At 41.3% G+C, this 17,737-nt stretch carries 23 protein-coding genes; 1 reads left to right on the top strand and 22 read right to left on the bottom strand.

Annotated elements, in window-relative coordinates:
• Positions 1 to 35: 35 nt before the first annotated feature.
• From BFP75_RS04360 to BFP75_RS04270, 19 genes are all read right to left on the bottom strand, one after another.
• Positions 36 to 506, bottom strand: a complete 471-nt coding sequence (locus BFP75_RS04360) for a universal stress protein (protein WP_099543649.1) — start codon at positions 504 to 506, stop codon at positions 36 to 38.
• A 46-nt stretch (positions 507 to 552) separates the two neighbouring features.
• Entirely contained in the window at positions 553 to 1,257 is a 705-nt protein-coding gene (locus BFP75_RS04355; protein WP_099543646.1) for a lycopene cyclase domain-containing protein, read from the bottom strand.
• Positions 1,258 to 1,261: 4 nt separating this feature from the next.
• Positions 1,262 to 1,858 carry a helix-turn-helix domain-containing protein gene (locus BFP75_RS04350; protein WP_165776539.1) on the bottom strand — a complete coding sequence of 199 codons (597 nt, stop codon included), beginning with the start codon at positions 1,856 to 1,858 and terminating at the stop codon, positions 1,262 to 1,264.
• Between the two features lie 204 nt (positions 1,859 to 2,062).
• On the bottom strand, positions 2,063 to 3,217 hold the full coding sequence (locus BFP75_RS04345) for a hypothetical protein (protein ID WP_099543640.1): 1,155 nt from the start codon (positions 3,215 to 3,217) through the stop codon (positions 2,063 to 2,065).
• Between the two features lie 17 nt (positions 3,218 to 3,234).
• Positions 3,235 to 4,509, bottom strand: a complete 1,275-nt coding sequence (locus BFP75_RS04340) for a multicopper oxidase family protein (protein WP_099543638.1) — start codon at positions 4,507 to 4,509, stop codon at positions 3,235 to 3,237.
• 9 nt (positions 4,510 to 4,518) lie between these two features.
• Positions 4,519 to 4,794, bottom strand: a complete 276-nt coding sequence (locus tag BFP75_RS04335; RefSeq protein ID WP_099543636.1) for a DUF5676 family membrane protein — start codon at positions 4,792 to 4,794, stop codon at positions 4,519 to 4,521.
• A gap of 61 nt (positions 4,795 to 4,855) precedes the next feature.
• Positions 4,856 to 5,176, bottom strand: coding sequence for a hypothetical protein (locus tag BFP75_RS04330; RefSeq protein ID WP_123803318.1), 321 nt, complete (start codon positions 5,174 to 5,176; stop codon positions 4,856 to 4,858).
• Positions 5,177 to 5,425: 249 nt separating this feature from the next.
• The gene (locus BFP75_RS04325; RefSeq protein WP_099543632.1) at positions 5,426 to 5,641 is read right to left on the bottom strand and encodes an SHOCT domain-containing protein; all 216 of its coding nucleotides are present in this window, start codon (positions 5,639 to 5,641) and stop codon (positions 5,426 to 5,428) included.
• 118 nt (positions 5,642 to 5,759) lie between these two features.
• The gene (locus BFP75_RS04320) at positions 5,760 to 6,575 is read right to left on the bottom strand and encodes a DUF3347 domain-containing protein (RefSeq protein WP_099543630.1); all 816 of its coding nucleotides are present in this window, start codon (positions 6,573 to 6,575) and stop codon (positions 5,760 to 5,762) included.
• Positions 6,576 to 6,586: 11 nt separating this feature from the next.
• Complete coding sequence (locus BFP75_RS04315; RefSeq protein WP_099543628.1) at positions 6,587 to 6,799, bottom strand: SHOCT domain-containing protein; 213 nt, start codon at positions 6,797 to 6,799, stop codon at positions 6,587 to 6,589.
• A 27-nt stretch (positions 6,800 to 6,826) separates the two neighbouring features.
• Positions 6,827 to 7,042 (bottom strand): heavy-metal-associated domain-containing protein, encoded by a 216-nt coding sequence (locus BFP75_RS04310; protein ID WP_099543626.1) that lies wholly within the window; start codon positions 7,040 to 7,042, stop codon positions 6,827 to 6,829.
• A gap of 20 nt (positions 7,043 to 7,062) precedes the next feature.
• Positions 7,063 to 7,332, bottom strand: coding sequence for a hypothetical protein (locus BFP75_RS04305; RefSeq protein ID WP_099543623.1), 270 nt, complete (start codon positions 7,330 to 7,332; stop codon positions 7,063 to 7,065).
• Positions 7,333 to 7,364: 32 nt separating this feature from the next.
• A complete protein-coding gene (locus BFP75_RS04300; RefSeq protein ID WP_240531696.1) occupies positions 7,365 to 7,754 on the bottom strand; it encodes a hypothetical protein in 390 nt (129 codons plus the stop codon).
• Between the two features lie 236 nt (positions 7,755 to 7,990).
• Entirely contained in the window at positions 7,991 to 8,806 is an 816-nt protein-coding gene (locus tag BFP75_RS04295) for a prohibitin family protein (protein WP_099543971.1), read from the bottom strand.
• 114 nt (positions 8,807 to 8,920) lie between these two features.
• On the bottom strand, positions 8,921 to 9,241 hold the full coding sequence (locus BFP75_RS04290; protein WP_099543619.1) for a hypothetical protein: 321 nt from the start codon (positions 9,239 to 9,241) through the stop codon (positions 8,921 to 8,923).
• A gap of 116 nt (positions 9,242 to 9,357) precedes the next feature.
• Positions 9,358 to 10,515: a hypothetical protein gene (locus tag BFP75_RS04285; protein ID WP_099543616.1), complete on the bottom strand. Its 1,158-nt coding sequence runs from the start codon at positions 10,513 to 10,515 to the stop codon at positions 9,358 to 9,360.
• Positions 10,515 to 10,892 (bottom strand): c-type cytochrome, encoded by a 378-nt coding sequence (locus BFP75_RS04280; RefSeq protein WP_240531695.1) that lies wholly within the window; start codon positions 10,890 to 10,892, stop codon positions 10,515 to 10,517. Before BFP75_RS04280 ends, BFP75_RS04285 begins: the two co-directional genes overlap by 1 nt.
• 99 nt (positions 10,893 to 10,991) lie before the next feature.
• Complete coding sequence (locus tag BFP75_RS04275; RefSeq protein ID WP_099543612.1) at positions 10,992 to 11,573, bottom strand: helix-turn-helix domain-containing protein; 582 nt, start codon at positions 11,571 to 11,573, stop codon at positions 10,992 to 10,994.
• A 181-nt stretch (positions 11,574 to 11,754) separates the two neighbouring features.
• Complete coding sequence (locus tag BFP75_RS04270; protein WP_099543609.1) at positions 11,755 to 12,177, bottom strand: HYC_CC_PP family protein; 423 nt, start codon at positions 12,175 to 12,177, stop codon at positions 11,755 to 11,757.
• A 267-nt stretch (positions 12,178 to 12,444) separates the two neighbouring features.
• Between BFP75_RS04270 and BFP75_RS04265 the strand changes: the two genes are divergently transcribed.
• Positions 12,445 to 12,873, top strand: a complete 429-nt coding sequence (locus BFP75_RS04265; RefSeq protein WP_093978468.1) for a ubiquinol-cytochrome c reductase iron-sulfur subunit — start codon at positions 12,445 to 12,447, stop codon at positions 12,871 to 12,873.
• 61 nt (positions 12,874 to 12,934) lie between these two features.
• Here the strand turns inward: BFP75_RS04265 and BFP75_RS04260 are convergent, their stop codons facing one another.
• The 3 genes from BFP75_RS04260 to BFP75_RS04250 form a co-directional block, all read right to left on the bottom strand.
• The gene (locus BFP75_RS04260) at positions 12,935 to 13,699 is read right to left on the bottom strand and encodes a DUF6503 family protein (protein WP_099543607.1); all 765 of its coding nucleotides are present in this window, start codon (positions 13,697 to 13,699) and stop codon (positions 12,935 to 12,937) included.
• Positions 13,700 to 13,756: 57 nt separating this feature from the next.
• Positions 13,757 to 16,288 (bottom strand): fused MFS/spermidine synthase, encoded by a 2,532-nt coding sequence (locus tag BFP75_RS04255; RefSeq protein WP_165776538.1) that lies wholly within the window; start codon positions 16,286 to 16,288, stop codon positions 13,757 to 13,759.
• Positions 16,289 to 16,398: 110 nt separating this feature from the next.
• Complete coding sequence (locus BFP75_RS04250) at positions 16,399 to 17,736, bottom strand: hypothetical protein (protein ID WP_099543602.1); 1,338 nt, start codon at positions 17,734 to 17,736, stop codon at positions 16,399 to 16,401.
• Position 17,737 lies beyond the last annotated feature (1 nt).

The following is a 17,737-nucleotide window of genomic DNA, read 5'->3' as shown; positions in this document are numbered from 1 at the left end:
CTTCCTTCATTTTTTTTCGCTGAGGTTGAAGCGAATTACCTTTTTTCTTTTGCATCGGGCCTTCGAACTATTAATACAGAACAGTTCGCATGTGCGGAGATGGACTGGGAAACCGAGCCCAGTAGGAAACGTTTGAACGCACCATGGCCATGTGACCCGACCACGATCAGTTCCGCACCCATAGCCTCGGCCTTTTCCAGAATCGTGATTTTTGGAAGGCCGTTCACAACATCCGTCGTAACGGATACATCGGCGTTTTTCTTTTGCAATACCTGACTGGCATTCTGCACGATGTCTTCTGCCATTTTTTTTGCGTTTGACACGGCTTCTTCATAATAGTTGCCAAGAGTGCCTCCCATTGGAACGGCGCCCGGAGCGGTCAATAACGGATTCTCGAAAACTGAGATGATACGTACTTCGGTATTGGACGGGAACGGCATTCTCGAAAGTTCTTCCACCGCTGTATTGCTGTATTCCGATCCATCTATTGCTAATAGTATTTTCATGACATTTTATTTATAAGTGATACTTAATGTTCGTATTAAATAACCATTAATCAATGGTTATCGGTTTCATTACTTTTCTCCAATAGAGGTGCTCATATAGTCCTGACCAGTACATCCCAAAAGTGAAGGCGAATAAAAGTTCTTCAATGGGGATGCCCAGAACAAGAATATGCGTTAGATTTTCCAGATTCCAGTACAGCTCCACATATTGGGGGTAAAACGGAAGGATACTTCCGAAATAGATAAAGTATAGCACTGTAAACAGCATACCACCGACCCAGATTTTACCCTTTAGATCGGGGCGGCAGTATAGGGTTGCCAGTCCTCCGAAAAACAAGGCGATGACCCCACAATAAATATGATTAAGACCTGTAAAAAGGCTTAGTGCCGCAAAAATCAGAACAGGAACAAAAAGAATGTAAACGTGGAGTGAATGCCTCCGGTGGCTTCTTTCCGAATGCGGCATTTCAACAAATGCCTTCTTAAAAATAAGGTTGTAAAGCACCGTTCCAATGCCGCCGATGGCAAAGGAGAAGATAAGGCTCTCTATATCAAAACCAGTATTTTGCGCTAGGTCGAAAAGGGAAGGAGGGAACCAATACTCGGGCACGAACAAGGGTTCCGTAAGGCCAAAGGGCATGGTGATCCAACTCATTTTGAGCATTTCTTTCCTAGTATCCTTTTTAAATAGATAGATTACCGCCCAAAGGGCGAGGATGATAAGAGACCATATGAACCAGACATATTGCATAGCTTTAGGTTTTTTTTGTTTTTAAAAAATCTACAGTTTCCTTGACCGTCAATGGATATGTGGCATTGCCAGTTCTAACATAAAAGGTGGTATTTTCGGTATCGTTAACGTAAATAGGTTTTTCAGAAGGTTCGATGTCTACCAAACACACATCTTTTTCATTTAAGCTGTAGAATGAAATATGATTGCTGAAACAAGCCTCATGGCCTAATTGAGTAGAAATGATTCTGAAAACTTCTCGCTCATAACCATCCCTGTTTTTGTGTTTAAGGGTCTTGAAATCGTTTTCTAATCCTAAAACATTTCCATCATCATCTATACCAATAATTAATTTTCCACCATTTGCATTCATAAAACCTGTAATGGTTTTAGCGATAACCTTTTCTAGGTCGCGGTTGGTTGCTTTGCGATAATAGTCATAGCGTATGGAAGACTTGAATTCCACCTTTTCATTTTCACCAGCTTGTATCAATGCCTCAATATCACGAACAAGTAATCGTTGTTGTGTGCCGATGAGCTTATTCTTTTGTTTAATCGTTATGAAAAACAGACCTGAGATTATACCCAGAAAACTTCCTAAAAGCATGAGTAGAATACCCATTCCCCGCATATCGAAAGTGAAAGATTCTAAAAAACGAGTTTTTAAAACGTCTTGAAACAAAGGAAATGAAAATGCTGTATTGCTATACTCAAACCAATAGAGGACCATTGTAAAAGGGTGTACCAAGAAATAGAAAATGCCTGCCCAAATCACTATTTGAACAATTATTGTTTTAATATGTTGCGTGGTATAGGTCACTAACTTTTATTTGATATAATTGTGTTCTAGGTTTAATAAGTCTTCACGGTCACCAAACTGCTTATTGAATATTTGACTAAAAGAATAAACCAATGCCAATTGAAAACGGTGCTCATTCTTCCCAAATAAGTTTTGGGTAAAACCTGCATTTTCAGTATAGCGATACTGAAATCCAATATCAAAATTCTGGCCCATTCGATAAAACCCGTTTGTTATAAATATTAATTGGTCTGAATCAGTAGACAGATTGCCCAAAGATTTATATCCACCGCCAATAGAAATTTGATAATGCGGGCGTTCTAGTTTTTGTTTCAAAAATCTAAAGGTGCCAAAGAGAGATGTTGACTGCGTTCTTGTATAGTCGAAATAGTCATTAAGCTCCGTTATTTCGTCCCATCCAAAGTTTTGAATAGCTTGAAATTTAAAATCCACAAAATCTATTGGGTCTGGCTTTAAATTTAGTATCGTACTAAAGAGTAAGTTTTTGACCGAAGAATCAAAATCATTAGAATAGCCTGGTCTATCAGTGAAATAATTGTTGTAACTCAACCCAATTTGTTGCACGATATTTCTATTCCACCTTTGACTTTCTGGTACTCTGTATACCAACGATAACCCCATAGAGTTTAACCTAAAATCGTCAGGCTCTAAACTATCGTAGAAGTTTTCACCGTGTATTGAAACAAAAAAGCGTTGTTTGAATATATGTGTATAATCCAACACATTGGCATATTGGTCACGTTCTGTATTTACTCCATTAGAGAAAGGATTAAGCGCATAGACAAACTGTTGTGCATCATCGTCACGTAGGGTTGGAAATTCATTTAAATTGGTCTGTGCAAGTGTACGTCCTACTTTAATAACATTGGTTTGGTCTTCCAATTTCATAAAAATATTATTGTAAAAGACCTCGCCCAAATTTGAATTGGCATCAGGAAATTGAAGTCCCAAAACAAATTGTGCTCTCCAGTTGTTATAAAGCTTTTGACTAAGCCCCATTAACAATTGGGTATCAGAGAAATCTGTAACTGCATTGGACTCTTCGGAATTAAAGTTTAAATTCCCAGAGAAAACGCCTTTGGCTCCGATTTCAAATTCTGGTGTTATTTGTGCATTAACAAGCCCTGTAATGAATAGGGTTAGATATATGAGTTTTTTCATTTTAACTGTTTTATGAATTATTCATCAAGAGCGATTTTTGGAAGTTTATCTTCTCCAAACATCATTTTGTTCATATTACCCATTTTTTCATTTTCCATTCCTTTCATATCTCCCATACCTGCATTTGGATTGTACATTGGATTTCCTGAATGTTTTGAAATAATCAACTCATCAGCTGGTAAGTCTTCATATACTAATGCCAACAGATTTCCGCCTGGATACAAACCGTTATTGGTCACTTTACGCGTGTCGTGGTCGTGGAATGTCCAGATACCTCTATTACTACCTTCTATTATGACATCGAAAGTTTTTCCTGGTGTAAGCGGCACAGTATTTCTTTTCCAAGGATGCTCAAGTGGGACTCCATCATCAGCTACCATCCAAAAATCGTGTCCGTGTAAATGCAAATGATGTGTTTCTGCCCCTGCATTGATTAGCCTAACCCTAATATTTTCACCTGACTTTATAAACAAGTATGGTGTTGAAGGGTATGATTTTCCATTTACAGTAAACCAGTTGGCTTGTGGCAGCTCTGCATTAGACCTTCTATTCGTAACATAAGGTGGTTGATACCCATTCTCCATACTCGCGAGAAACTGTTCTTTGTTATCAAAAACACCCCACTGTTCACTAGTAAACCGACCTTGCTTCATTAAATAACTCCGTTGCTTCATTCTTTCTAACATTCCGTTCATTTCTTCACGGATGTAATTGGTATCGTGAGCCGAATAAACCAAGGTGTATTCTCTTTCATATGGAAACTTTTCTTTTATAGGGTCTTTTGGGTTTTCTACTATTAAACTACCAAACATACCAGCTTGCATATGCATTAGTGTTCCCCAATGGCAATGGTAAAAATGTGTCCCTTCGGGTTCTGCCACAAATTCATAAATAAATTCATTTTTTGGCATTACAGGAAGTTGTGTAACAAAGGGGACACCATCCATACGCCATGGCACAAAAATACCGTGCCAATGAATCGTATGATTTAAATCTGTTTTGTTAATGAATTTTACCCTTACTTTATCACCAGCATTGACTCTGATTTCTGGTCCAGGAATCATATCATTAAAAGCCAAGGTGTGGTATTTATATCCTGGTGCAGGCTCGTGTGTATGAAGATCTATGTATAGTTCAAATTCTTTCCATTCACCATCTCTTTTATATCGCAAAGGCTGCACAAGCCTTGTCTGATTATCTATTTTGGCTTCGCTCGCCAGCAAATTACCGGGGAAAAATAACATTCCTGCTGTTGAAACTGCTCCGGTTCCCAAAAAATCTCTTCTATCCATAGTTTTCGTCTATCTTCTTTTTAGTTGCGCATTGTAAAATGCCGCGATCAGGGCACCTGTAAGCCATGCGATTATAAAGGTCTGTACAATGCCGATTAGGGCTTCCCAAACAGGCACGTCCATCCTTATTATACTAGTAGTGTCCAGACCGTGCAATAGACTGTTGAAAAACGTTATACTTCCTTCCTGACCCGCAGTGGCCAATACAATCATGCAGCCTGCATAGATTATAGCTCCTGTTAGGCCCATGGCAAATCCAAATTTTTTTACATTTAATCGATTCATGATTGTTTTTTTTACGTTAATTATTCTTGTAAATTCATTCCGTACCGAACTAGGATTGTAACTAGTGGTTTAACTCTAAGCTCTTTTTGTACTCCATCTTTTCATGCATGGCCTTAGCCAAATTTTCATGCTCCAAAGTATGGTCGCAAAAAGTGTCGCTCAAATGTCCGTCAGCGGCAATGACCGGCATAAAATGGTGGGTGGTAAGCAACATCAGGTCCGGGTATCTTGTTATCATATCGCTAAGTTTCCCGGCAAGTATGGTATCGTTTGCCGCTGCTTTGACCAATTCATCTACCATCATCCCCGTGGCATGGTCGCTATCCATCATTTTTGTGATGTATTTTTTGCCTAGTTCATGGTCTTCGGTCATCAAAGTCAAAACCTACTCTTGTTGGGACGGATTCTTGAGTCTGTCCTTTATGGCGCTCTCTTATTTTTGTGAACAGGCCGATAGTATAAAAGTGGCCAGTACCAGACCTACTGCCATTTTGATCGTTGTTTTCATTTCATTTTGCTTTAAGTGTTAAAATTTTACTCGATAATCGAGATTTAGATGTTCCAAGGCTTGCCTCGAATCCATTTTTTTCCATTTAATGCCCCGTGGGCTTGCCGCGAAGTAGTTTACTCCTTATTCAGATTTTAAAAGTTTCTTTGATTCCTCGTATTCTTCTTTCGTGATCTCTCCTTTTGCAAATCGCTTTTTAAGAATGCGTAGTGGGTCTTCTTTTCTGTTTTTGGCATAGGGAAGGTCGTAGGGCACAAAAAAGATCCAGATCAATAGGATGAACCATACGATCCACCAGATGAAGTGCATACCGCCGTAATGTCCGTCAAAAAAATGCATAGTTTTCAGTTTTAAAAGATTAGACTTATTTGTTTAAAAAAATTCTGTTGATGTATCGACTTCATCCCAAATTGATTTTTTAATGGATGCCGTGATATTAGTCCTGTTTGATATAGGCCTATTTTAAGGTCTCTTTTACCGAACCGCAACTGGGCATCCTTTGGCCCATATAGGGATTGTTGATTTTTTCGCTCAAGCTTAGCCAATTTGCCCCTTTCCCTTCCATGGCCATGGGACAATGGTTCCAATACAGTGTTTCCCCCCCTAAACTGATTTCCTTGAAAATTGTGTACAGTTCTTTGGACAAAGTCGCAAAGTGCTCTCGCTGTTCGTTAAGATCAGAGGCCTTGGACAACTCCTCCAAAGTCTTTTTCATATGGGTCTCGTTCAAGGCAGTAGCGTCATTTAAAAGTTGTGCTGCCGCTTCGCTTGCGGACCCACTGTTATCATCGACCAGGGCATTTTCGATGTTCATATACCCGGCCAATATTGCATCCGTGTCCTCTTCAATCTTATTCTCCTTGAAAAAACAGTGTACCGCGCAGGCATGGAGTTTGTAGTTTTTATGTATATAGCCCAAGGAATGGCCTTTGGGATCAAGAATTTTACATTTTTCATCGTTCCCTTCAACATATAGCACGAACTCACCGCTATCGTTATAATATCGACCTTCCTTTTTTGCCTTTCCCATTGAATTGCCCTCCGCATCATATACTTTCCCGTTTTTAATGAAGCCGAGCTTCTTTCCCTTGTTATTAAAGATAATATCCTCCTTGCTTATATAGCCGAGCTTCATACCACGGTCAGAGACTTCCCCTTGCGCGTTGATATACAACTGTCGTTTAGTCTTATCGCTTGCCTGTGCAGATACAGATTGTGATGCGAGCAGAATTCCTGTCAGGAATACAAGGCTCATAATTATATGTTTTTTCATTTTCTTGTTCTTTACATTTTTAAAAGCTTCTTTGATTCTTCATATTCACTCTTGGTAATCTCTCCTTTGGCAAACCGCCTTTTGAGTGATGTGAGTGGGTCATCGTCTTCAATTTCATCATAGGATGAACTGGACGGGGCAAAGAAAATCCAGCCCAGCAATACAAACCATATGGCCCACCATATAAGGTGCATGCCCCAAAAAACTCCGTCTCTATAAAACATACTGTTAGATTTAAGATTATTGTAATTTTAATTGATTTCTGTTATGGTATAGCCTTCAAGTTCGTTGAGTTGTTCTTGTAACTCATCTACTGAAAGTTCTTCCTTCATGCTGATAATCGTTGCACCTTTTGGCTGCAAGAAAATCTGTGTTTTCTCTACCGCCGGATGTTCCTCCAAAGCTCTTTTGACCCTTGTCACACATCCGCCACAGCTTATTCCTTCGATTTGAAATTTGCGTTTCATTGTCCAACTTTTAGTGTTATTTAATGGTGTCGATGGCCTTCATGCCCTTTTTTGTCCTCAACATCTAGCACTTCCTCTTTACTTTCTCCGTGCTTTTTATCGCTATGGCCGCCATGGTTATGCCTATTGCGACCATGTGAGCCATGAGGCATAAATAGATGCAATACGAACATCAGGATGATAAAGGCAAAAAGCCCGTTATACCCTGTGATCCCCAACGCCGGGGCGAAAAATATCAGTAGTAGGGGCAGCCCACAACCGATAACCATCCATATCCAATGACTTTTCATGTTTTCCTGTATTTGCGTTAAACTTTATTGTGTTAATGATGATCACCATGACTTTGGCTCTTGCTCAATTCCATTTCGCCCTGCTCGATAATGTCCAATCCTTCCTCGGCCATCATGTTTTTGCAAGACTCCATACAATCCTCGCTCATCATGCCTTTTTCATGCATCATTTTCATCATGTTGCCCATCATCTTTCCATCTTTCATCATGGATTGCATCATGTTCTTCATCATAGTACTGTCTTTCATCATCATTTGCATGCCATCGCCTTTCATCATGCCGCCCATCATTTTATGGTTGCCCTGCATCATTTGCATTGCATGATCGCTCTCTTGCATGTTTTCCATAAAGCCGGTCATGTATGTGTGATTGTTCGCAATGGCACCAAAAATCTCACTCCTTGTTTCGGAGTTGTCGAGCATTGCGTTAACGTCAGTTTTCTGGTTGCAACCGGTTAAGGCAAACAACCCGATCGTCAAAAAAATTAGTGTTGCTGTTTTCATTGTATTTGATTTAAGGTTTACTCGATTCGTTTTAACTTTTTCCTTTATTTACTTCCGAAGTTTAACAGACACATTTCGTACCTTAATTTTTGCTTCAATCCAAAAGTTTAAATGGGTTCGCTTCAACTTTTTGTCCCATCGTTCTGAACAAAAAATCAATTATTGCCCAATATCAGCGGTAGTCCAGAATCGCCACTACCGACTACCACTACTTTTGAGTTAGGCGATTTGGCTAGTTCCAATGTAGCATCGATACCCTTGTCCTGTAATATCTTATCGGTCAGGGAAGCGCTTAAAATTTTATTCGCATCCGCCTTTCCTTGCGCTTCAATGGTTACTTTTTCCGCTTCCTTTTTGGCGGTAACCAAACGAAATTCATATTCCAACGACTCTTGTTCTTGTTTAAGCTTACGCTCTATAGCCTCCTTTATGGTGCCTGGTAAAGTAACATCTCGTACTAGTATCTCATTGAGCTGAATGTACTGTCCGTCAACGATTTTTTTGGTCTCTTCATAAATCTCTGCCTGTATTGCATCTCGTTTACTGGAATACAATTGCTCTGGGGTATAGCGTCCCACAACGCTTCTTGCTGCAGATCTTATTGTGGGCAGTAGTACACGGTTAACATATTCCGTACCTTTTTCTTGGTGAAGCTTTCCTAAAAATTCCCTCTTTGGTTCGAACCAAGCGGAGGCATCCAGTTTTATCTCCAATCCGTTGGAAGAAAGTACCTGCATTTTTTCAAAGACTTCTTGCTGTCTAACCTCATATATAAAAACTTTGTTCCATGGTGCCACGATATGAAAACCCTCGCCCAAAGGCGGCTGATCCGTAACCACTCCGCCCCCAAAGGTTTTGTAGAGTACCCCGGCTTCCCCGGATCCAATAGTTACTGCAGATTTTGCGATTAAAACAACCAGTACAATAAAAATAATTATTGCTGGTAACGCAATTTTTGGTAATTTTTCCATATTCATTATAGTTTAAATTAATACTGTTTTGCCTTTTTCCATTGACGGATTCGAGCATTATTTTGCCACTATCGCTGTATTATCGAAGCAACTATTGGAGTGTTTTTGGCCATTTTAATTGGCAGATTTTAGAAATTCCAATATCTTGTTACTTTCCTTTTCTGTTAAATTTGCCCTAACTCTCATATGTAAACTTATGGTCTCCCAATCCGTATCGTTATAATCCGCAGGGGATGGTGCGATATGGCATCGATTGCAGGTTTCTCCCCACATTTGGGCTCCCGATTTTTCGATCTTGAATTCTTCCTCCGCCGCTGCGGTGGCCGTATCCGGAACATCGGTATAGCCCTTCTTTGTGGAAGAACAGGCAACAGCCGTAATTCCCACAATTGTCATTACTATGACGCCTACTACGATTTTGTGTATTGTTTTCATGTTATTCGATTTTAAATAATTTCATTACGATTCCATAGCAGATGGCCAGGACAAAAAACGCTATGACTATTAACTGATTCACTATTTTCATGTTTTCTATTTTTTTAATACTGTTATTAGAATCCGATGGCCCAGTGTACAAAGAGGCCATCCGTGTTGGTTAGACCATCTCCGTCATGACCACCTTCCGTTTCAGTGGTCTGATAACTAAGTTTGATTACGGAACGCCAGCTCAGCCAATAATTTAGACCGAAGGCGTACTGGACCGATTTTTCTTCCCATTCCGCGCCTTCCGGAGCATTAAAGTCCGAGTATCTGCCCACAAACTCCAGTTTTTTGACAAAATCGCTGCTTGCCATAGTAGGCCGGTAACTCAGCTGCCCATAAAAGGAGTTGCTTTGGTTGTCAAAAGAGTATTCCTCCAGTATATCATCCTCCAGCTCAAAATAAGTGGCCGTATCCACGTTTGAATTGTTGTATTGTGCCTTTACGTCAATTACTCCACCAAGCCCCGATATCTGCTTTACGAAAGAAAAATCCAAGGCGAACAAAAATGCCCCGACATCCTCGTATTCCGAGTCCTGTTCCCCCGTGTCACTTGTAGAATAGGCAGAAAAACCAATCTCCGTGGAAGAATCGGAAAAGGGTAATAATCCCAAGCGACCTCCATAAGCTTTGGCGAGGTTGGTATCTTCATAATTTTCAAACCTAAGCATGCCAGCTTCCTCTGGTTCATCGCTTCCGTCATTTAGCCTTGGGCCGTTGGTGGCATAGACCGAATAATTCAATGTTGGACCGCCCAAGTCGAAGGCTCCCCTAAGCTCTACTCCGATTCCTGAAGAGGGTGCAATGCCATCATGCCCGTACCCTAAAGGAGCATTGGGCAGACGGTTGATCCAAGCGGGATGCAATCGCTCCATAAAAGTACCGAAGGGCAATAGAAACTTCCCTGCCCGTGCCGTGATGTTCTTATTGAGTACGTACATGACATCGGCATACTCTAAACCGGTCTCCAGTTGATTTCCTTCAAGCACAAACTCAAGTTCGGCCTCGAACATCAGCCTGTCCGAATGTTTATAAAGAAAAATTGGGGCATAGGCTAAGCCTAAGAATGTAGATTCGGTTTCATCCCCAGAGTCCATATATTCAAATCCAGTATGGCCGTAGCCCCTTATCATAAACTGGGTCTTGCTCGGTTCAAAAGTGTTGTATGTTTGGCCGTACATCTGACCGCCAAAAACAACTGCGATTAGTAATACTAGTAGCTTTTTCATTACTTAAGGGTTCTTATGTAGTTAATAATTTCCCAGCGTTTTTTCTCAGGGATGGCAGTTTTATAAGAGGCCATCGGTGAGCGGCCTTCTTCCAATTTCCAGAACAGGGCCCCATCTGTCTGGGCCTGGACTTCGGCACTGGTAAAATCGGTTGGTTTAGGTGTGAGGCCCGCGCCTCCTACACCATCGCCTTTGCCCTTGGCACCGTGGCACACGACACACAGCATCTTATAGGTTCTTTTGCCCGATGCAGCGGCATTGGCATCTCCTTTAAGTGGGTTTACAATCTTGTCAGCACTCGCGGGTGCCACCCATTTTTCCTGTGCATGGGTATTGAATCCCACGAACAGGAAACATATCACCGCCAGTACGGTCATGCTTGGTAAGAATTTTTTGTTTTTCATATTATTGGTATTAAGTTGTTAACAAATCTATTTTTTATTGAAAGTGTTCGTCTGCATAATTTTCTTTCTTATCTATATAATTTCGTCATAGAATTGGCGCTCCCAGCCTTCGGCATTCTTATAATCCGTCATGCTTATACCCGTGATGTTCTTAAACTGCCTCGACAGATGGTTTACACTACTATAGTCCAGCATATATGCTATATCCGAAAAGGTATATTGTTGAAGTTGTATCAGTTCTTTGACCCTTTCGATCTTTAGTTTTATAAAATACTTTTCAATTGTGGTATGCTCTTTTTTGGAAAACAGTTTGCTCAAAATCTTATAATCACGATGTAAGGTCGATGCCAAATGTTCCGACGTCTTTTCCTTTATTTGCATTGGCAGCTCTTTAATAAGATGGATGAGCGTGATCTTTACCTCATCTACCAACTTTTCCTCTTCGCTTTTGGCGATTTCAAACCCATTGGTATGAAGTACATCAGAGACTTTACTATCAATTTCTTTATCAGTACTATTGATAGCGCGTACGGTCAGTTTTCCCAATTCAAGGGAAAATACTTCGATGTTGATTTCTTCAAGCTCATGTTTTATGACCTTTAGACAGCGTCTACAGACCATATTCATGATCCAATATGTTCTAATGGATTCCATGTATGAAAATGTTAGTGTTCTTAACTAAGCAATAAAGCTGTCAGAGGATTGATTCTCTGATAAAATACAGGTCGAAAAAGGTTGTCGCTAGAAAATAGGTGCGACAGTAGATAACCAACAATGTACTGTTGGCCAATGGGGAAGCACAGATTATTTTTACAATAATCTGCTTACATAAAAATCAAATCAAGAAAGTTTCGTGAAGTACAAGCATGTCCTTCTCAATCCAGGGCGGATCATAGTTTATAAAGGGAACTGTTTTAAGCTCAAGTCCTTCAAAAAGATTTATGTAGGTGTAAATAAAGGTAGATAGAACAACGAAATTCTCTAAACTGAACTCGGAAGCGACTTTCTTAACATTGTCTTCCCCTTGCTTAATAAAAGTTTGGTTGCTACAACAATCCTTTTGACCTATGGAACACTCTTTGGTAGGTTTCTTATCTTGTTGCTTAACTTTTTCATCGCAAGATTTTACTTTACTGAAAACAGCAAGATCCACCAATTTATCACAACAGAAGTGCATATCAGCTGCAAACGCGGTAGTGGAAAAGAGTACCGCGAAAGATAAAGTGAAGGCTAATATTTTGTGAAAAAAGCTTTTCATGTTATTAAGATAGTCAAAAATGTTTAAAGTTTTAAAACAACTTATATGTATTTTATATACGTAAAATACTGAAAACAAATAAGTTATATTATTTTTTAGCTAATTACCTGTACAAATGTAAGTGAAGGGTTTAAACAAAAACATGACCATTGTCATGTTTGTAGGAAATTGTTGTAAAAGTTGAAAACGACCTAATAATTAATAGCGACGTATTGACTAATACTATTTTTCCAATAAAGTCGTTCATTTCTTATAAACAAATCTGTTATGGAAAGAAAGCAATTTTTACGAAGTCTGGGTGCCGGTGCGGCATTCGCTATAGTTTTTCCCTGTGTTCATGGTTGTTCCAAAGACAGTGCCGAAACGGGTCTTCCGGTCCCCACCGGAATTGATTTTACCATTGACCTTGACGCTCAGGAAGGTGCGCCTTTACAGAACAACGGGGGATTTATCCTAAAGGAATTTGTGGTTGTGGCTAAAAACTTGGAGGGACAGTATGTGGCCGCCAGCCAAATCTGTAGCCATCAACAGACCGAGGAAGTGCGATTTATTTCGAATGATGGGGGCATCTATTACTGTTCAACGCATGGTGCACGGTTTGACCAAACGGGAAAACCGTTAAACAGCATCACAAGCAATCCGCTAAAAATATTCAATACGGAGCTTACCGGAAATATACTGCGCGTGTTTGAGTAGATAGATCCATTTTCGTGAGTAATAGGTTTTACCTTTGGAAAAACAGCTAGACATACCAAATCTAAATTTTGGGCAGTGTTGAGATTTTCACATTTTTTAATTCTATAATGGAAAGCTCTTCCAATTTTCCATTTTCAAAGGCTTTTTCAATTTGTTCGAAAGGAACCGCATCTTTTATTTTCGGTTGCAAGTTCCGATAATCCTGTATGGTAACGCCGTTAACGGTACGTTGATTATATGCCTCGCGAAACCGCATCCCTCCTTTACCGGTAAAGTACTTATAGGCCAAGTAGTCCATACTATAATCCTCAACATCGAACCAGTAAAGGAACACATCTTCATAATCAACGCCACCGCCCTCCTTTTTAAAGGTTACGCGGATCTTATGGTATTCTTTTCCTTTGATAGAGGTGGTGCCCTTATTCTCAAGAACAACAGCTTGGTCTTTGAGCCACAAGGGCAGAAATGCAAAGTACATTACGGAATTGACTGAATTTGTATACGCATTTTTTCTTTCCTCCGTGATAGATGCCACGGCATCGTCAATATATCGGGTAAACCCTTTATTGGTATATACATCCCTTACCATACTGCTGTCCTTGTTCTTACCGATTCTTGTATAAGTAAATTGTCCGTTTTGCCGTTTGTAACTATAGGTATGTTTACGGAAGGAAAAGGAAGCCTCCGCATTTTTCATTTTTTCCATACCCGATACCTCAATGGCTTTGTCTACGACGCTTTCTTGCGCTACTAAGGGATTAAAATGCAATATGAGCAGGATTATCGGGATGGAAAACGGAAATGGTTTGTGATTTAATAGTTTCATATGTTCTTTGATTATTCTAAAGTTTTTTTAAAATATTTAATGTTTTCAGACACTTCGTTATTCTGTTTCGTCAATGGATTCTGATTCCTTTTTCAAGAAGTCGGGCGCCAGAAGCTGTATCCGCTCAAGTACTATTTTTGCTTCTTTGTCTTTCCCCACATTTATAAGCTGAATATAACGATGATAAAGCGAACCTATTTTTACGTACCGAATTTCATCAGGTGGCAGGTTCGAAAGATAGGGATCCTCTTCCGGAGGGAGATTGCCGGCCAGTTCTTTGAGAAAGTTATCCAATTCTGTTCCTATAAGATAATTTGCACGCCCGGCATTGGCTTGTTGCGATAAAATCGGGGCTTCGAATTCGACCAATCTTTTGTCGTCGGTGTTCGGGCGAATTCCAGATAAACGATTTCGTACGGCATCCAAGTTTCCTAAATAGAACAGGCCTGCCATATGATCGTCTTTGGTCGAACTGCCTTGCCCGCCAACGACATTGACACTATTTTGCCTAAGGGTGTTTTCGTCTAACGGTTTACCTGTCTCTTGGCCAATAAGCACGATACTTGCCCGTGTTCCGGAAAAATCGGCCCTCCATAGGGTCACTTGGGGGAAAACCAAAGCGAACGTGGCGGCAATGATATCGAAGTTTTCAGAAGTAAGCTGGTACATTGGCAACCACTGTGCAAAAATGCCGCCGGGAGATAACCGCTTTTTCGCCTCTTTAAAATGTTCAAGGGTGTAAAGGCTTCCGGTACCTGCGTGCCATGGGGTAAAAAGATCACCAACAATAACATCGAATTGCTCGCGCGTACCCAAAAGATAGTTTCGGGCATCATCGGCAACAATGGTTACGCGTTCGTCATTGAAAAGTCCGTTGGTCCAAGGGGCAAAATAGCGCTGTGCGGCCGGAATTACATTGGATACCAACTCTACCGCCACAACCTTTTCTACCTCATGCTGGAGGGCAGCCCCCGCAGTAATACCGGTTCCCATGCCCAAGAAAACTACTTTTTTTGGTGCTGGATGGATAAGTAACGGAATGTGGGCCTGCATTTGTTCGACCAACAGCGAGCCGGAATCCCCGAGTACATAAAAGTTATCCAAGCGCATCTGAATATTCTTTGGTAATTGCACGATGGAAACTACACCATCGCTCGATTGCCGGGAATCCAATAAGGTTTCATCAGCATCCAAGCGCACTATAGGTGGATTTTTCAGAACAAGTATCCCTAAAATTACGGTAAAGGGTATCAAGGCCCATCCAATTTTCTTTCGCCCATAAAGCGATAGTGAGGCCAGAATGGCCAAGATTCCGTAAGAAACAGCAACGATTTTTATACTGCCCCAGAGTCCTAAAGTGTCGAGCAGAACGAAACCTGATAGTACGGGGCCTACAAAGCTACCTGTGGAATTGAAAAGTACCAACCTGCCAACAATCCGTCCGGACGGCTTATCTATCATGGGAGCTACTTTGAGCAAGAATGGAAACACTGCGCCCAGAACAACCGTTGGCGGCAAGACCACTAAAAAGGCCAGTTTAAAAACGGCCCATATATAGGCGTACCAAGATGCGCCCATTGCCAAATACCCAAGACCGTTTGTAGCGATATTGAAAACATTCGGGGAAACCCCTATTAAAATGGCCGATACGGACAAGAGTAGGGCCAAGGCTCTTTTTGAGGGCATCCTTGACCTAACAAGTAGATGTGCGACGAACCCTCCAAATGCCAAAGCCAAAAGAAATACCACCAAAATAGCGGAGAACGAATACACTGAATTTTGTAGTACTTGAGCGAACATCCTGGTCCATAAGGTTTCGGCCGATAGTGCCAATACTCCTGAAAAAAAAGCCACCACGGCAAACTGGGTATAACTTAACTTGGTCGAACGTTCGGTATTTTTTTTGGGTTTTGGCTTTACCTTGGCCACCGTGGGCGCAACGGAATAAGACACCAGGAATTTATCAAGAACAATTGCAAGAACACCTACGGAAGCTGCCAGTATCAATGCAAGGCCATAGGTTGAGCTTACCCCGTATTCCCTGATCAGGTAAAACCCTGTAAAAAAAGCTCCAAGTGCTGCTCCCAATGTATTCACTGCATATAGAATGGTTCCGCGCCTTTCGAGGTACCTGCGATTTTTACCGATGTACTGTGCCAATATTGGAAAAGTACCGCCCATAAGAAACGTTGGAGGCAAAAGCAATAAAGCACCAAAAAAGAATTTCGCCAGTAAAAGGGCACTTTTTGAACCGCCCAAAAAGGATACTATCTCGGCATAATACATTTCATATAAATCAAGACCTGGTAGTATCAAAAAGGCAGTTAATGCAATGCCCAGCTCCATAAGCCCATATACACGAAACGGTCTCTTCAAACGAGCGCCGATATTGCCAAAAAACCTTCCCCCAAGTGCGAGCCCAAGAAAAAAAACGGAGAGTGTTGCCGCCGTTGCGTACGCGGCGTTTCCGAATACCAAGCCTAAGCGGTACATCCAGACCACCTGAAAAATTAGACCGGCGGTACCGGACAGAAAAAACAAAGCATATAAAAAAGTGAAGTTTCCCGAACGTTCAAATTGTGGAGACATAAACTTACCTTTCATAAAAAATGGTCGTTGATAATGTGGTATTATACAAACATAAAAAGAAAAGAGGCTTTTTTAGCAGCCTCTTTTCCATCTATTTTTTAGTGATCAATTTAATCTAAACAGCCTACATAATTAGGGTTGTTCGATTCTGACTGTGGAACTAGAAATTTAAGGTTTGTACTATATTCCCCTCCCTTGAAATAAGGCCCCCACGGAAAGACATTCGAGGGCATCATGCCGTAAACGTCCACAAGTCTTCTAAGGTCGCCTAGTCGATGACCGGTACTGAAGAGCCAAAATGCACGCTCCGAAAAATGGGCCAGCAATAGGTCGTCACCGCTAATTCCTGAGAGGTCTAAATCTGACAGACCTATAGTAGCCCTAAGTGCATTATGTATGTCCTCCACGGTGGTAGCATCATCCGCATTGGCGGCGGCCTCGGCCTCGATCAATCTTGCCTCCGTTCCAGAAGCCAAGACTACGGGCACATTGGAAGAATCATATTTTAGCTGATTGTAATACAAGGTAATATCATCCTGCCCAAATTCCGTACCGCCGTCCCAAGGCGTCCTGGGATCCATGGAAGAGCGGAACATTAAGCCGTTTCCTCCCTTTCCGTCGGCGATAGAAAACTGGCGGCGAACGGTACTCATAATGTAAATACCGTTTTCTTGTCTTCGACTGTTGTCGGATTGCTCAATATTATAAACAAAATCTGTTGGAATAGCAGCTACTTCAGCGGCTGCCGCATCCATTTGCCCTAGACCCAAAAGGGAGCGAGCCTTGCCTACCCGCCCTAGGTTCGCCAATTTATCATTGCTGCCAGCGTTGGCGATAGCTTGATCGAACCAACTTATCGCCTGGTTGAACATTTGTTCGGTGGTCAAAGGCTCGCCATAGATCAATTCTCCACCATCGGCAGGGGCCTTGCTGAACGGCACCCCACCGCAAAAGGTTTCCGCGAACATGACATAAGCGTAGCCAGTAACGCTTTGCATCTCACTTTCAATTTCTGGGTTTCCACCGAAATCGGCAAGAAGGTCAACCGTAGTTTCGGCGCCCGTTCGCGATCTATGCAGGTTGCCATAAATTGTATTTACGTCACTGTTGATATCTTGAAGATTACGGGTATCGGCCTCGCGTCTGGTGGGAAAGGTTCCTGAATAGGCATACTCATCAGCCATAAGGCCGCTCATAACAATTAGACCCGTAGTGGCACCATGACCTGCAGCGGAACCGCTCATGGCCACTGCTAGATCTCCTAAGGAACCCGCGCGAAGGGTTTGTATACCGGCCTCACTGTTCAGTGATTCCGGGGTAACGATATCGGGATCTGTGACTTCTACCACCGAATCGCATGATATGCACAACGATGTCAATGCCATCAAGACAATGGCGCTAAAAATAAATTTGGAATAGTTTTTTTTTACATTAATTGACTTTTTCATT

Source organism: Maribacter sp. 4G9, assembly GCF_002742265.1.
Classification (GTDB): Bacteria; Bacteroidota; Bacteroidia; order Flavobacteriales; family Flavobacteriaceae; genus Maribacter.
The sequence above is the reverse complement of the archived record's forward strand: the minus strand, read 5'-3'. Positions and strand labels throughout refer to the sequence as shown.

Coding starts and splice junctions, on each gene's coding strand:
- BFP75_RS04335 (WP_099543636.1), bottom strand. CDS start 4,794: ATGAATCGATTAAATGTAAAAAAATTTGGATTTGCCATGGGCCTAACA.
- BFP75_RS04305 (WP_099543623.1), bottom strand. CDS start 7,332: ATGAAAAGTCATTGGATATGGATGGTTATCGGTTGTGGGCTGCCCCTA.
- BFP75_RS04280 (WP_240531695.1), bottom strand. CDS start 10,892: ATGACCGTACTGGCGGTGATATGTTTCCTGTTCGTGGGATTCAATACC.
- BFP75_RS04345 (WP_099543640.1), bottom strand. CDS start 3,217: ATGAAAAAACTCATATATCTAACCCTATTCATTACAGGGCTTGTTAAT.
- BFP75_RS04250 (WP_099543602.1), bottom strand. CDS start 17,736: ATGAAAAAGTCAATTAATGTAAAAAAAAACTATTCCAAATTTATTTTT.
- BFP75_RS04315 (WP_099543628.1), bottom strand. CDS start 6,799: ATGTTTTATAGAGACGGAGTTTTTTGGGGCATGCACCTTATATGGTGG.
- BFP75_RS04340 (WP_099543638.1), bottom strand. CDS start 4,509: ATGGATAGAAGAGATTTTTTGGGAACCGGAGCAGTTTCAACAGCAGGA.
- BFP75_RS04350 (WP_165776539.1), bottom strand. CDS start 1,858: ATGGGTATTCTACTCATGCTTTTAGGAAGTTTTCTGGGTATAATCTCA.
- BFP75_RS04260 (WP_099543607.1), bottom strand. CDS start 13,699: ATGAAACTATTAAATCACAAACCATTTCCGTTTTCCATCCCGATAATC.
- BFP75_RS04285 (WP_099543616.1), bottom strand. CDS start 10,515: ATGAAAAAGCTACTAGTATTACTAATCGCAGTTGTTTTTGGCGGTCAG.
- BFP75_RS04295 (WP_099543971.1), bottom strand. CDS start 8,806: ATGGAAAAATTACCAAAAATTGCGTTACCAGCAATAATTATTTTTATT.
- BFP75_RS04255 (WP_165776538.1), bottom strand. CDS start 16,288: ATGTCTCCACAATTTGAACGTTCGGGAAACTTCACTTTTTTATATGCT.
- BFP75_RS04360 (WP_099543649.1), bottom strand. CDS start 506: ATGAAAATACTATTAGCAATAGATGGATCGGAATACAGCAATACAGCG.
- BFP75_RS04290 (WP_099543619.1), bottom strand. CDS start 9,241: ATGAAAACAATACACAAAATCGTAGTAGGCGTCATAGTAATGACAATT.
- BFP75_RS04325 (WP_099543632.1), bottom strand. CDS start 5,641: ATGCATTTTTTTGACGGACATTACGGCGGTATGCACTTCATCTGGTGG.
- BFP75_RS04355 (WP_099543646.1), bottom strand. CDS start 1,257: ATGCAATATGTCTGGTTCATATGGTCTCTTATCATCCTCGCCCTTTGG.
- BFP75_RS04310 (WP_099543626.1), bottom strand. CDS start 7,042: ATGAAACGCAAATTTCAAATCGAAGGAATAAGCTGTGGCGGATGTGTG.
- BFP75_RS04320 (WP_099543630.1), bottom strand. CDS start 6,575: ATGAAAAAACATATAATTATGAGCCTTGTATTCCTGACAGGAATTCTG.
- BFP75_RS04300 (WP_240531696.1), bottom strand. CDS start 7,754: ATGCTCGACAACTCCGAAACAAGGAGTGAGATTTTTGGTGCCATTGCG.
- BFP75_RS04275 (WP_099543612.1), bottom strand. CDS start 11,573: ATGGAATCCATTAGAACATATTGGATCATGAATATGGTCTGTAGACGC.
- BFP75_RS04265 (WP_093978468.1), top strand. CDS start 12,445: ATGGAAAGAAAGCAATTTTTACGAAGTCTGGGTGCCGGTGCGGCATTC.
- BFP75_RS04270 (WP_099543609.1), bottom strand. CDS start 12,177: ATGAAAAGCTTTTTTCACAAAATATTAGCCTTCACTTTATCTTTCGCG.